This window comes from Butyribacter sp. (assembly GCF_056818865.1).
In genome coordinates, this window is the sequence record NZ_DBLYGC010000001.1 from 82891 (window position 1) to 96404 (window position 13514).

Consider the following 13514-nt stretch of genomic DNA (forward strand, 5'->3'; position numbering starts at 1 on the left):
AACAGTAATTAACAATCCACTAAAAAAACTTCGTCTATATCAACAATTATCTTCCTGACTTTCAACTCCGTCTATTATTTCAAAAGTAAGATAATAAGAAGTGCGATAACGAAACCGTAAATAGCTGTTGCCTCTGCAAGGGCACAACCTAAAAGAAGTGAGCTGCTGATTTTTCCTGATGCTTCAGGCTGTCTTGCGATAGCGTCTACTGCTGAAGATGTTGCCTTGCCGATTCCAAGACCTGCTCCGATACCTGTTAAAACTGCGATTCCTGCTCCGATTGCTACTAATAATGTTGTTGACATAATGTTAATCTCCTTTTCTCTCTCTTTAAATCTCTTGAATTTTTTAATATGTATTCTGTTTTCCAAAAATCTTAGTCCGTCTCTGTTGCCTCTTTTATAAACAATGCAGTTAAGAATACAAAGACATATGCCTGTATAAGACCGTCAAATATATCAAAGTACATACTGCAAAACGCCGGTAATACTGCCGGAACTACAAGTTTCAGAAGCTCCATGACTACGAATGAACCAAGTACATTTCCAAATAGTCGCATACACAATGAAAGTGGCCTTATAAATATTTCCAATATATTTATTGGCAATATGATAGGCATTGGTTCAGCAAAACTTTTAAGCCATCCCTTAGTACCTTTCTGACGAATACCTGAAACTTCAATCAGAATAATACTCATCAATGCGAGTGCTATGGTGACATTCATATCTTTTGTCGGTGGTTTAAATCCCAAAAGACCTATAAGGTTTGCTATTCCTATATAAATAGCCACCGATGCAAGATACGGTATGTATGCAGTACCGTTTTCACCGACTGTACCCTTAAAGAAGTTGTACAATCCACTTACCGCTGTTTCCAAAACAAGCTGTTTACGACTGGGATTTTCTATACTCAGGTTTTTGACAAGCAGAACACAAAGTACAAGAACTGCGAGCATAATAATCCATGTAACGACTACCGACTCATAAACAGGTATGCCGCCGAATATCGGAATTTTAAACACTGTTTCACAGTTCAGTTCTTCCATCAGACTCTCTACCAGAGTATCCACAATATTCACCTCCATCACTTTTTTCGACTGCTATTATAACTACAGCAATTCTGATATGTAAAAAGTATTTTTGACATATCGGTTATACAAATTTGACATATTAAATTTTGTTAAAATATGCTATTATTACCATGTATTAAATTTTTATAAACTTGGCTTAAACATTGAAATTAAATGGATTGAGCAAGTTTAATCTGTTAATTTTACGACAATGAATACACGAAAAATTCTAGATTAAAAGGAGAGCATTTATGGAAAATATTTTTACAAAAAAAGCGCCTGCAAAAATAAATCTTACACTTGACGTGACAGGAAAACTTGAAAACGGGTATCATACTTTATCAATGATAATGCAGAGTATAGATGTATGTGACGAATTATCATTTGAAAAGACAACAGATGAACAAATTATTTTTACAATGAATAAAGAACTTCCCGACAAAATACCGTCAGAAAAAAACTTAGTATATAAAGCCGCAAAACTCATGAAAGATACTTTTGAAATAAAAGGCGGATTTAAGATACATCTCACAAAAAACATTCCTGCCGCCGCAGGGCTTGCCGGAGGAAGCTCTGACTGTGCCGCAACACTCATCGGCATAAACGAATTATGTGAAATCGGTCTTGACACTGAAAAACTCTGCGAAATCGGAGTTAAACTCGGTGCTGATGTGCCTTTCTGCATAAAAAAAGGAACTATGCTTGCCGAGGGAATAGGCGAAATACTCACACCACTCACTCCGCTTCAATGTGTTCCGGTACTGCTTATCAAACCTGACATCTCGATAAGCACCCCATATGTATATAAACATCTCAACCTAGAAGAACTTGATTATCATCCTGACAACAAAGCCATGATTTCATATATAGATAAAAAATCCGTCAAAGACATAGCCGCTTCACTCTCAAATGTACTTGAGACGGTTACCATTCCTGAAAACCCTGTTATAGATGAACTTAAACATTATCTTCTCGAAAACGGTGCTATCGGTTCACTGATGAGTGGAAGCGGGCCGACAACATTTGGAATATTTGAAGATATGGAAACAGCTAAAAAAGCATATGATAAAGCAAAAATTGATTACCCCGGTTTTGACGTAGTATTGTGTCGAACCATGTAACACGAAATTATTGAACATTTTGTAAACTTTCCTATATAAATATGGTACACGGTGAAAAACAGATAGCAACGGAACAATCCATGGCATTAACTTTTTTATTATATTCATAAACACGCACAAACCACTAATAATATCAGCAGCACTGACGATATACTTATTAGAAAATATTGTTTCAATGGAATGAACGCACAATCAGAAAAAGGAGGTTCTTACTATGAGTTTAGACGCAATTTCATCAACATTAAATACATACAGCAAAGTTGATACAAAAAAAACTGACGATACAAAACAGAAAGAGGCTGTTGCTTCATCTTTAACAAAAGATACATCTTCCGCAGACAAAACAACATCTGACAACGACACCAAAAATAATGGCGTTGTATTTGACAAAAGCGAGAGCACAAAAAATGACAGCACAAATCAGATTTACAATAAGGATGCCATTATATCAAAGTTAAAAGCAGACCAGCAGTCACGCCTTGAATCTATGCAAAGTCTTGTAGAAAAACTTTTGAACAAACAGAAGGGTACTTTTGACCTTGCAAGCCTTATGAAAAAAGATGATGTTTCAGGACTTAATCTCTCAGCTACATTTGAGGAAGCTGCAAAAAATGCAGACCCTGACACTATCAAAGCCGCACAGGAGAGTATCTCTGAAGACGGCTACTGGGGCGTAAACAAAACATCAGACAGACTTGTAAGCATGGCTATCGCTCTTTCCGGTGGCGATACTTCAAAAGCCGATGAAATGATGGCTGCAATCCAGAAAGGTTATGACAGAGCAACTTCTGCATGGGGCAAAGAACTCCCTGATATCTGCAAAGATACACTCGAAGCTACAAAACAGAAGATGGATGACTGGAAAAACGGCAAAACAACAGCAAAAGATTATTCAGATATTCAGTAAACAGTTATAACTTTATTGTTCACGCCTGCGTGCAGCCGGCAATATTATTATTTTCTATATTTTAAATCACAAAGGGCAAAGGTGTCTGTAACAAAGATTATCTTTGTCCTTTTTATTATCACATTAAAAGAGGGGTAAAATGACAAACAAATTAAAAATTTTAACAGAGTTTCTTATGCTATCTATCGGTTCTGTCATAGCGGCTTTCGCCATTGAAGAATTTCTTGTACCAAACACAATTCTCGACGGAGGCATTATCGGTATCGGTATCATGATAAACAATCTCACAAAACTGCCATTAAGTATGCTGACCATAATATTAAATATCCCTTTTCTGCTTATAGGCTTACATAAACTTGGCAAGATATTTATTATAAAAGCGGCATACTGCATGATTATATTTTCACTTTTTGTATCATTATTTGCACCATGGGCAAATGCAACCGAAGAAACATTCCTCGCCGTATGCTATGGCGGCGTTATCCTCGGTGTCGGAGTCGGAATTATCATAAGATTTGGCGGATGCCTTGACGGAACCGAAACCGTAGCAATCATTCTGAACAGAAAATTCGGTCTTGCCGTAGGACAGATGGTTCTTATAATGAACCTTGTAATATATTCCGTGGCAGGTATTCTTTTCGGTCCTGACAGAGCGATGTACAGCCTTTTGACGTATTTCATTACATCAAAGGTACTCGATGTCGTTGAAAACGGTGTAAACCAAGCCAAAGCAGCTACTATCATCACCAACGATGCCAAAGAAATATCCGACAAGATATATCAAAATCTCGGAAGAACAGTAACCATCATGGAAGGCGAAGGTCTTGTAAGCGGTAAAAAAGTTGTACTTTACTGCGTGCTGACACGCTTTGAAATAAGAGAACTGACCAATATAATAAACTCTGTTGATACATCAGCTTTTGTCTCAATAACAGATGTATCTGAAATAATAGGAAATCACATCAAGAAAACATCGAAAAAATAATGCAATCTCTGCGTCAAATGTCCACACTATATTTGACTTTAGATAACACAATGTCTTATAATACAGTCATTGCAAACAAAAAGGAGGACACATATGAAATTATCAAAAAAAATAGTATCATTACTTACTGTTACTGCATTAGTGACAAGTCTTACAGCCTGTGGAAGCTCAAGTGAAAAATCAGGCTCAGAAAGTTCAGACAAAAAAACTTATAAAATCGGTATATGCCAGCTCGTTGAACATGAAGCATTGGATGCTGCAACAAAGGGATTTAAAAAAGCTCTCACTGACAAACTCGGTGAAGGTAATGTTGAATTTGATGAACAGAATGCACAGGGCGAATCTACAAACTGTTCTACTATCTGTAACGGTTTTGTTACAAACGGTGTAGACCTCATCATGGCAAATGCAACAGGTGCTTTACAGGCTGCTGTTTCAGCAACAAATGAAATTCCTATCGTTGGTACTTCTGTTACTGATTACGGTACAGCACTCAACATAAAAGACTGGAACGGAACTTCCGGTACAAATGTAACCGGAACTGCCGACCTTGCTCCTATTGATGAACAGGAAGATATGATTCTTACCATTAAACCTGATGTAAAGAAAGTAGGTATTCTCTACTGTTCATCAGAGGCTAACTCAGCTTATCAGGCTAAACTTATGGAAGAAGAACTCAAAAAAGATAACATTGAATACAAAGAATACACAGCATCAGATTCTAATGAAATCCAGTCTGTTACTCAGACAGCATGTTCTGAAGTTGATACTATATATATTCCAACAGACAACACAATGGCTTCTAGTATTGAAACTGTTAAAAACGTAGTTGTTCCTGCCGGAATTCCTGTATTTGCAGGCGAAAAAGGAATCTGTGCAGCCGGAGTTGCCGCTCTTTCAATCAGCTACTACAACCTCGGATACCAGACAGGTGAGATGGCATACAAAATCCTTAAAGAAGGTGCTGACCCCGGAACAATGGCTATCGAGACAGATAAAAAGCCTACAAAACTCTACAATAAAGAAAACTGTGATACTTTAGGAATTAAAATTCCTGAAGGCTACACTGAAATAAATGATGCCAAATAATTTATATTTTTTATAAGTAACAATTCAGCCATAAAAAACACTCGATTATACAAGAACTTGCTCTTGATATTATCGAGTGTTTTTTTCGGCGGAATAGGCTTTCATTTTCTATTCTTCCTGCAATGCCATCATCATTGCCGGTATTATCTGTTTTTTTCTTGATACGGTATTTTTAAGAATTATAGTATCAACATCTTTTGGCAAATGAAATGCCTCCAGTGCAAGCTCCTTTGCACCGCTTCCATAGTACAAAAGCTCTGTACTCGCCTGCAATATATCCGTAAGCATGAAGAAAAGCATTGAAACCTCATGGTCTGCCATAGCTTTCTGCATATAAGGCGTAAGCTTTTCCTTTATTGCTTCAAGTTCCTTGCTTGTCATAGCTGTTATCTGACCGACACCAAACGTCTGCTCTCCTACAACAAATTTCTTAAAATCCTGATAGAATATTTCCTCAGGCGACTTAGATGAAAGGTCACTTCCCGCCGCAAACATCTCCATGGCATACTCATGTGTTTTAATTCCGGCTATACCGGCAAGCTCCTCTGCTGCAAGCCTGTCCGTTTCGGTACAGGTAGGCGAACGGTAAACAAGTGTATCTGACAAAATGGCTGAACATAAAAGCCCTGCTATATCAGGCGTTACATTTATATTATTTTCCTTATACATCTGATATATGATCGTCGCTGTACAGCCAAGCGGCTGATTTCTGAAAAATACCGGACTCATCGTCTCAATACTTCCAATGCGATGATGGTCTATTATCTCTAAGAGTTCTGCATCCTCTATGCCGTCTACCGCCTGCGATGGTTCATTGTGGTCTACAAGTATCAGTTTTTTCTTTCTTGCTCCCAAAAGTCTTCGCCTTGAAATCATGCCGAAATATTTTCCGTTCCAATCCAATATAGGGAAATCTCTGTATCTTTTTTTCGCCATGACATCACGAATATCATCGAGAAACTCACCGAGTCCAAAAGTTATAAGATTTTCACTCTTCATGAAAAATCTAATTGGAATACTCTGATTGATGAGACGTGAAGCAGTAAATGTATCATATGGAGTTTTTATTATGAAACATCCCTTATCCTGTGCAAGCTTTGTAATTGTAAATGAAACCGGTGCACCGTCACATACTATAATGCATTTTGCTCCCATCTCAATTGCACAAAGCTGAGACTCATATCTGTTTCCGAGAATTACTATGTCACCCTTTTCAATATAGCTTTCCATAAGGTCAGGGTTTGCAGCTGCAATAAGACACTTTCCTGTCTTTATCATCTCGTCAGAATCACCCGATATCATCTCTCCGCCAAGTGTTTCTACTATATTTCTAAATGGTGTCTGTGCATTTGCAATAATACGGCTGTCATAAACATCCATGTATGACTTTGCAATATCCTCTATCGTGATAAGTCCTTTTAAATACTGCGACTCGTCTACTATAGGAAGTGTCTGCAACGCATCTTCCCTCATAAGTTCCCATGCTTTTTTCAGTGATATATCTTCTCCTACACCCTTTACACGCCCTACATCAATATCAATGACCTGTGGTCTTACATCATTCATATAGTCAGGTGGTAACACACCAAATTTTTTTAGAACAAATCTTGTTTCGGCATTTATCTGACCGGCTCTTTTAGCAACATAATTTTCACCGGTTATCTCTCTTTTAAGTCTCGCATATGCGATTGCAGAACATATTGAATCCGTGTCCGGGTTTATATGTCCTATAACATTAACTACTTTTTCTGAACTAAGCGGCATAAGCTTAATCTGCCTCCTTCATAATTAATTCAAATCCTCTGCCGTATATCTGCTTATGTCAATTACATACTTGAACTTCTTCGCAAGTGCAGGTGCAAATCTGAACATCTGATCAAGTGTATTTCCCTCATCCGCAAGAATAACTATGAAATCACCGTAAAATTCATCCATAAGTTCAAATATTTTTGTAATTGTAGGGAAAAACAAATCTGCTGCATCATCAACGAGAAGACAGCTTCCTTTAAGCTGTTCCTTACATTTGTCAAAATCCATCTGATTTAACTGTTTTGCCTTAATACACCCAATTCTTCCCTTGCTTAAAAATCCGTTTTGTTTTAAAACTTTTACTATCTTCTTTGATACCGCAACTATCCTTTCCGTATCTTCACCAATAAGTACAAAATGTGACGGATCCTTCTCGGCATTTATTAAGGTTAAAACATCTTTAAATGTCTTGTGTAATGCTCTCGTTGTAGGTAACTCTTCCTCTGGTGTTGAATATTCTGCCATATCTGTATCCTCCTTTGACCATACACTATTTATCCCAAACAATTTTGCTGCCTTTTCTAACTTTATTTCTGTCTCAGATTTCTCCCCAACGTTATCTGAAATATCTGTATTTTTTTCTGAAATATCTGTAATCTTTTCCGGTATATCTGCAACTTTTTGCTCAAGTGTATTTTCAGTGCTATTTAAGTTTGGATTCTCTTTTTCTTTATCTTCCTCCACTGGCTGTGCCGGCTGCTTTACTTCATTGGTTTCTGTTTCTTTTACTGCCTCAATTACACTTCCGATAGGCTTTGTGTGCCCCCAGTCATCAGCCACAGCATCAATAATACGTCTTTTCTTTCCGCTAAATATATTGCCTGTTATATCTTTCAAATCATTCTTTATTTCCTCTATGTCAGAAGGTGCCATTGCATCTTCTCTTGAAATTACAGAATTATCCTCCAATATATCCGGCTGTTTTGTATCAGATATATCACTTTGCGGCTCTTCATTTACCTTTACGGAATGTACCTTAAGCTGTTCTCTCTTTTCCGCTTCATATATTGCTGATATTTCCTTTGAAAGGTCAAGCGTAATACCTGTGCCGGATTGTGAATAATGAGTATACTGCGGCTCTTTTTTTGCTTTAACAGGCTTTGGTTCAGGCTTTTGCTCAGCTTTAGGTTCCTGTTTAGGCTCAGGCTGCGTTTGCGTTTGAGAATGTTTCCAGATACCTGACAGCTTTTGCAGTCCGTCTATCGCTTTTCTCGCCATCTCTGCACCGTCAAAATCTTCTGCATCATCTTCAAAGTCTTCATCTAATGTATCTTCTGAATCAGTTATGCTTAAATCAGGTTCGTCTTCATCAATATCATCATTATAATCTGCAGACTCATCACTTTTATGTGCCTGTTCTCCGACAATATCATTCTCTGTTTGGTCACTCATCTTCAAAAGCTCATCGACAGCCTCGTCTCTTGCATAACTTGTTTCTTCCTGCTCATCCAAATCGTCAAAACTTTCGTCTGCATTTTCGTCGTCTTCATAATTTAATTTTATTGCATTTTTCACTTTGCTGCCTATGTTTTTATCATGCCTTTTCATTTCACTCTCTGACTCCACGTATTCCGTAAGATCTGGCAGAGAGCCTGTATCTTCAGGGTTTGGTATATCCTTTTCTATCGTATAATCCCTGTCATCAATATATGCAAACTGTTCATCATCATCAATGCTTGCAATAAGGCGTTTTGCCCTTTCAACTATTTCTCCCCTTCCAAACCAAAGCTTTATGTCCTCACATTCGCTCCTGCACTCGTCAAAACGTCCTGCTTTGAAATAAAGCTTTGCAAGTTCATAAGCCCACTCTTCTATATATTCTTCCTCTTTAAGTGACTCTAATATTCCTATAAGCTGTCCGATAGATGCCCCTGACGCTTTGTCAATGCGATATCTTAAGATAAGTGCATCCCTCTGGCTTGAATTCATCGCCACAAATTCCTGATAATATCCTTCTGCCTCATCTAATGCATTTGTACGGATGGCAAGATATATAAGTCTGTATAAAACTCTCCTTGTGCGGCTCTTTTTGTATATTCTTAAATATGTATTTTTTGCCGCGTCAAACTGTTCTGTCTTTGTATAAACCTCTGCAATTGCACTCAAATCACTTATTCCTTTTACCTGGCGCATATCGAGAGTCTTTACTACTGCAAGTGCTTTTTTATATTTACGAACCTCTATCAGATGATGTATCTGCGCAATTCTTATTGTTAATTCATACTGTCTCATCTTTACCTCCATACATTAGAAATATATCGTAATATAACTCATCTTTTCTGTCTTTCCTCGTTTGAAATTTTTCCCGAAGTCCCCACGCTCTGTCATCAAGTTCACAGATAAGCACTCCCTCTTTTCCTGAAATCTGTCCCAGTATATTTCCTATAGAATCGACTGCCATGCTGTCACCGCTGTATAAGATACCATCATGCTCTCCAACGCAATTTACCCCTGCAACATATGACTGTGTTTCAATCGCTCTTGCCCGAAGAAGTGTCTGCCAATGTATATTTCTGCTCTGAGGCCAGTTTGCAATGACAAACATAACATCAGATTTCTTTGCTGCAGCCTGAAATATCTCAGGAAATCTAAGGTCATAACATACAAAAAGACTTACCGTATGCTCCTTAAACGGAAAGGAAACTATCTTGTCCCCGCCGTCATAAACATCACTTTCCCCGCCATATGTAAACGGATGAATTTTCTCATACTCGGCAATAAGTTTTCCTGTATTATCCACAACCGAAAAAACATTTTTTCCTTTCTCTCCCTCTTTTTCAGGCAGTGCCGCCCATCCAAAACCTATGGCAATATCATATTTTTCAGACAACTCACACATCTTTTTCACTGTATCGGATGCGTGTCTTTTTTCACCTGTCTTTAAAAGATTCATAGAAAAACCTGTAAAACTCATCTCCGGGAAAATAATTATATCCGCATTTTGTAAAGCTGCATCACATATCATTTTTTCTGCCTTTGCGACAGACGCTTTTTTATCTTCCCATACCATGTCAATCTGTCCAAGTGCAACTCTCATACGGTTCCTCCCATCAATTTGTCTTTAATTATAGATAACTACTGTGCACTCATATGACTATTATAACTAATGCTCACTTATAAAACAAGTGTACAAGTATACTTGTATACTAACACCAATTATCAAAGTGACAACAGCCTTGTTTGTATGGTACAATTATATATGATACAAATCATATATAAAAAACGAATGTCGTAAAATCTATATTTTTGCTTCTATATTTTATTTAATAAAAACAGAAGCATGCTAAAACTTATTTCAGGAGGATAATATTTATGAAAATTCAATCAGTTACAGATGAAGCATTTAAACCTTACGGTCGTATTGTTGACGGATACGACTACAAACTTCTTTTAGAAAAACTCGAAAGTGAGACAGACAAACCTGCTGACGGAGTTATCTATGAGCCTACTTGTGAAGCTCTTGAAAATACCCCTGCTTTTGTACAGCTCCGTGACAATTGCTACGGTGGAATGCCAATCGAAATCGGATACTGCAACGGTACAAACACAAAGTTAAACTGCTATGAATACCACAGAGACAGTGAAATTGATATTGCCGCTGATGACGCAATTCTTCTCGTCGCTAAACTTCAGGATGTTGAAAACGGCATTATTGATTCAAGCAAAACAGAAGCTTTCCTCTGTCCTAAAGGAACAGCCGTTGAACTTTATTCTACAACACTTCACTATGCTCCTTGCAGTGCAAAGAAAGGTGAAGGCTTTAGAGTAGCTATTGTTCTTCCAAAATACACAAACTTTGATATGCCTGAAATAACAAAAGCCAATTCTGAGGATGCTCTCCTTTGGGCTAAAAACAAATGGCTTATTGCGCATAAAGATACATCAGAAGCTAAAGCCGGTGCACATATCGGACTTACAGGCGAAAATATCGACATAGCAGATTTAATTTAATAAATGGAGAAATAATTAAATTATGAATTTACCCGAGAAATTTATTGAACGAATGAAGTCTATGCTCAGTCCTGAAGAATTTGAATTGTTTAATGCAAGCTATTCAGATGAAAAATCATACGGACTCCGCATAAATCCATTAAAAATAAAGTCTCAGGATGCATTACCCTTCTTTTTAAGCCCTGTTCCCTGGGCCAAAGAAGGGTTTTATGCTGTCCCTGACGAGAAACCCGGCCGCCATGTTCTGCATGAAGCAGGTGCCTATTACATTCAGGAACCAAGTGCAATGTCCGTTGCTGCTCTCTCAGATGCAAAGCCCGGTGATATAGTATGCGACCTCTGCGCTGCCCCCGGCGGAAAATCCACCCAGCTTGCCGGTATGCTTGATGGAAACGGCTTACTTGTATCAAATGAAATTTTTGGCCAGCGAGCCAAAATACTCTCACAAAACATTGAAAGACTTGGCATTTCAAATGCTGTTGTCTGTAATGAAACTCCTGAAAACATGGCGAAATATTTTCCGGCTTTCTTTGATAAAATAATCGTAGATGCGCCTTGTTCCGGTGAGGGGATGTTTAGAAAAGATGATGTTGCCATTGAAGAATGGACATCCGAAAATGTTGCTTTATGTGCACAAAGACAGCGTTCAATCCTGTCACAGGCACAGAACATGCTCAAACCTGACGGTGTCATTGTCTATTCAACATGTACTTTTGCTCCCGCTGAAAATGAGGAAATTTTGGTCTGGTTTTTACGGGAATACCCTGATTTTTGTGTTGAAGACTATCACGATATTCTTGAAATTGATATTTCAAACGGAAATCCTGACTTTGTTTCAGAAGAATTTAAACCATTGACCGATGACGAAAAAACGGCAATTAAAGGTTCACTCAGATTATGGCCGCATAAAATAAAAGGCGAAGGTCATTTTGCAGTAAGATTAAGGAAAAACGGCGGTGAAACAGCCACTCAAAAAAAGAAAAAGAAATCATCCGGCAAAAATATTTTGTCTAAAAGCGAAAGAAAACAGCTAGTTGAATTTCTTACTGAATTTATAAATGATACAGACTTATATTCAGACAAAAGATATGAATATTTTGGTGATGAACTTTACCTGATTCCCGACAAAATGCCTGAACTTAAAGGAATTAAACTTCTCAGACCGGGACTTCACATAGCCACAAGAAAGAAAAACCGTTTTGAACCGGCACATGCTTTTGCAAAATATCTCAAACCGACCGATGTAAAATATTCTTTTGAATGTTCAGATGAACAGGCAGAAAAATATCTGCACGGTGACGTTATACAGATAACCGACAACTCGCTAAACAATGCAAAGGGATTTGTTTTAGTATGCTTTAAAGGTTTAAGTCTTGGCTGGGGCAAAATCACAAACAACACCATCAAAAATCACTATCCTAAAGGACTTAGGATTAATTATTAAACACCTATAAATATCAGAATATTTTTATTTATTGATATTAATTTTAAATTACAGCTATAACAGCAAATGCAGCAGGTTTAACCTACTGCATTTGCTGTCTCATAAGCTTTTTTATAACTTAAAACTCTATTTACATATGTCTTGCAGAATGAAGGCACTCCGCCATATTTCTTGACCGCACCGCTTCCTGCATTGTACGCCGCAAGAGCAAGTCTTACATCGCCGTTAAATTTCTTTAAATGCGCCGCAATCAGCTTTGCACCACCCATAATATTCTGTTCTGCATCATACGGATTTGTAACACCAAGTTCTTTTGCCGTAGATGGCATCAACTGCATAACTCCGATAGCTCCCGCACTTGAAACATCATTCGGGTTAAAGTTTGACTCTGCCTTTGCAACGGCTTTAAGTAAGCTCTCAGATACACCGTATTTTTTTGCCGCCTTTTTGAATATACTGTCATACTTTGTCTTTTTCATCGCATCTGCTGTATTTGTATCCGATGTCTTGTTTGTCTTAGATGTCTTGTCATCTGCAACATCAACATACACATATGTCTCACCTGTCGACGCATTTTTATATAAAATTTTTCCTGCTGTTGAATCACTATCTGATGATTTATTTACAGTCGTATCTGCATTTGAACTGTCTGACTTAGCTGATTCTTTAGCAGCCTTTGAAGCAGATGTATTCTCTGCTTTTTTCTTCTGGCTGCTAAGCACCGTACTAAAACTTTTTATGCTTGTATGTTTCTGTATTCCGTCATTTTTCAATTCTGCCAATGGCTTTATTTTCAATCCCTGAACACCACTAATCATTTTTCTCCCCCTTGTTCTCCATTCCTCAAATCATCTAAGTTTTGTCCCAAATCATGAAATAGATTGCTTAGTGTGATATCATTATCTGCTTTTCCTATTTTTGTACTCCTGACAGACGCCCCCTCTATATCCGCATCCATCACCTGTATATAGCTTGTCTTTTCTATGACTTCTGCCTGAGACACTCTCTTTATATCCGGATTTTTATAGACCATGTCCGAAACTTGCTCTTTCAAATGTGCCTCTTTACACGATATGGTTTTCGCTTTCTTTCCTTTTACAGGCTTTCTAAACAAATAACCACCCCCGTCTTAAATCTAC

The 13514-nt window shown here is 37.7% G+C and carries 13 protein-coding genes; 6 read left to right on the plus strand and 7 right to left on the minus strand.

The window, feature by feature from the left end; genetic code table 11:
• Positions 1–74: 74 nt before the first annotated feature.
• Entirely contained in the window at positions 75–305 is a 231-nt protein-coding gene (atpE, locus tag ACZLXV_RS00330; RefSeq protein ID WP_022224257.1) for an ATP synthase F0 subunit C, read from the minus strand.
• A 71-nt stretch (positions 306–376) separates the two neighbouring features.
• Positions 377–1069 carry a F0F1 ATP synthase subunit A gene (locus ACZLXV_RS00335; protein WP_022224256.1) on the minus strand — a complete coding sequence of 231 codons (693 nt, stop codon included), beginning with the start codon at positions 1067–1069 and terminating at the stop codon, positions 377–379.
• Between the two features lie 251 nt (positions 1070–1320).
• Between ACZLXV_RS00335 and ispE the strand changes: the two genes are divergently transcribed.
• The 4 genes from ispE (at position 1321) to ACZLXV_RS00355 (ending at position 5171) form a co-directional block, all read left to right on the plus strand.
• A complete protein-coding gene (ispE, locus tag ACZLXV_RS00340) occupies positions 1321–2190 on the plus strand; it encodes a 4-(cytidine 5'-diphospho)-2-C-methyl-D-erythritol kinase (RefSeq protein ID WP_022224255.1) in 870 nt (289 codons plus the stop codon).
• 214 nt (positions 2191–2404) lie between these two features.
• Positions 2405–3097 carry a hypothetical protein gene (locus tag ACZLXV_RS00345; RefSeq protein ID WP_482382142.1) on the plus strand — a complete coding sequence of 231 codons (693 nt, stop codon included), beginning with the start codon at positions 2405–2407 and terminating at the stop codon, positions 3095–3097.
• A 139-nt stretch (positions 3098–3236) separates the two neighbouring features.
• Positions 3237–4082, plus strand: a complete 846-nt coding sequence (locus ACZLXV_RS00350; RefSeq protein WP_482382143.1) for a YitT family protein — start codon at positions 3237–3239, stop codon at positions 4080–4082.
• Between the two features lie 93 nt (positions 4083–4175).
• Complete coding sequence (locus ACZLXV_RS00355) at positions 4176–5171, plus strand: ABC transporter substrate-binding protein (protein ID WP_022224253.1); 996 nt, start codon at positions 4176–4178, stop codon at positions 5169–5171.
• Between the two features lie 108 nt (positions 5172–5279).
• Here the strand turns inward: ACZLXV_RS00355 and ACZLXV_RS00360 are convergent, their stop codons facing one another.
• From ACZLXV_RS00360 to ACZLXV_RS00370, 3 genes are read right to left on the minus strand one after another with little or no spacing between them, the layout of a single operon-like run.
• Positions 5280–6935 carry a putative manganese-dependent inorganic diphosphatase gene (locus tag ACZLXV_RS00360; protein ID WP_482382144.1) on the minus strand — a complete coding sequence of 552 codons (1656 nt, stop codon included), beginning with the start codon at positions 6933–6935 and terminating at the stop codon, positions 5280–5282.
• A gap of 24 nt (positions 6936–6959) precedes the next feature.
• The gene (locus tag ACZLXV_RS00365) at positions 6960–9212 is read right to left on the minus strand and encodes a tetratricopeptide repeat protein (protein ID WP_482382145.1); all 2253 of its coding nucleotides are present in this window, start codon (positions 9210–9212) and stop codon (positions 6960–6962) included.
• Positions 9199–10017, minus strand: coding sequence for a nitrilase-related carbon-nitrogen hydrolase (locus ACZLXV_RS00370; protein WP_482382146.1), 819 nt, complete (start codon positions 10015–10017; stop codon positions 9199–9201). The genes ACZLXV_RS00365 and ACZLXV_RS00370 overlap by 14 nt, the downstream gene beginning before the upstream one ends.
• A 275-nt stretch (positions 10018–10292) precedes the next feature.
• On the opposite strand from ACZLXV_RS00370, the gene ACZLXV_RS00375 reads away from it, so the two are divergent.
• Both ACZLXV_RS00375 and ACZLXV_RS00380 read left to right on the plus strand, forming a co-directional pair.
• Positions 10293–10931 (plus strand): DUF4867 family protein, encoded by a 639-nt coding sequence (locus tag ACZLXV_RS00375; RefSeq protein ID WP_482382147.1) that lies wholly within the window; start codon positions 10293–10295, stop codon positions 10929–10931.
• 22 nt (positions 10932–10953) lie between these two features.
• Positions 10954–12375 (plus strand): RsmF rRNA methyltransferase first C-terminal domain-containing protein, encoded by a 1422-nt coding sequence (locus tag ACZLXV_RS00380; protein ID WP_482382148.1) that lies wholly within the window; start codon positions 10954–10956, stop codon positions 12373–12375.
• Between the two features lie 77 nt (positions 12376–12452).
• On the opposite strand, the gene ACZLXV_RS00385 is transcribed toward ACZLXV_RS00380, so the two are convergent.
• Both ACZLXV_RS00385 and ACZLXV_RS00390 read right to left on the minus strand, forming a co-directional pair.
• Positions 12453–13193 carry a lytic transglycosylase domain-containing protein gene (locus ACZLXV_RS00385; protein ID WP_482382149.1) on the minus strand — a complete coding sequence of 247 codons (741 nt, stop codon included), beginning with the start codon at positions 13191–13193 and terminating at the stop codon, positions 12453–12455.
• A complete protein-coding gene (locus tag ACZLXV_RS00390) occupies positions 13190–13489 on the minus strand; it encodes a hypothetical protein (RefSeq protein WP_482382150.1) in 300 nt (99 codons plus the stop codon). The genes ACZLXV_RS00385 and ACZLXV_RS00390 overlap by 4 nt, the downstream gene beginning before the upstream one ends.
• Positions 13490–13514: the final 25 nt, after the last annotated feature.

Bases quoted from the DNA above. Each gene is read 5' to 3' on its own strand.
- atpE (WP_022224257.1), bottom strand. From the start codon at position 305: ATGTCAACAACATTATTAGTAGCAATCGGAGCAGGAATCGCAGTTTTA.
- ispE (WP_022224255.1), top strand. From the start codon at position 1,321: ATGGAAAATATTTTTACAAAAAAAGCGCCTGCAAAAATAAATCTTACA.
- ACZLXV_RS00345 (WP_482382142.1), top strand. From the start codon at position 2,405: ATGAGTTTAGACGCAATTTCATCAACATTAAATACATACAGCAAAGTT.
- ACZLXV_RS00350 (WP_482382143.1), top strand. From the start codon at position 3,237: ATGACAAACAAATTAAAAATTTTAACAGAGTTTCTTATGCTATCTATC.
- ACZLXV_RS00355 (WP_022224253.1), top strand. From the start codon at position 4,176: ATGAAATTATCAAAAAAAATAGTATCATTACTTACTGTTACTGCATTA.
- ACZLXV_RS00360 (WP_482382144.1), bottom strand. From the start codon at position 6,935: ATGCCGCTTAGTTCAGAAAAAGTAGTTAATGTTATAGGACATATAAAC.
- ACZLXV_RS00365 (WP_482382145.1), bottom strand. From the start codon at position 9,212: ATGAGACAGTATGAATTAACAATAAGAATTGCGCAGATACATCATCTG.
- ACZLXV_RS00370 (WP_482382146.1), bottom strand. From the start codon at position 10,017: ATGAGAGTTGCACTTGGACAGATTGACATGGTATGGGAAGATAAAAAA.
- ACZLXV_RS00375 (WP_482382147.1), top strand. From the start codon at position 10,293: ATGAAAATTCAATCAGTTACAGATGAAGCATTTAAACCTTACGGTCGT.
- ACZLXV_RS00380 (WP_482382148.1), top strand. From the start codon at position 10,954: ATGAATTTACCCGAGAAATTTATTGAACGAATGAAGTCTATGCTCAGT.
- ACZLXV_RS00385 (WP_482382149.1), bottom strand. From the start codon at position 13,193: ATGATTAGTGGTGTTCAGGGATTGAAAATAAAGCCATTGGCAGAATTG.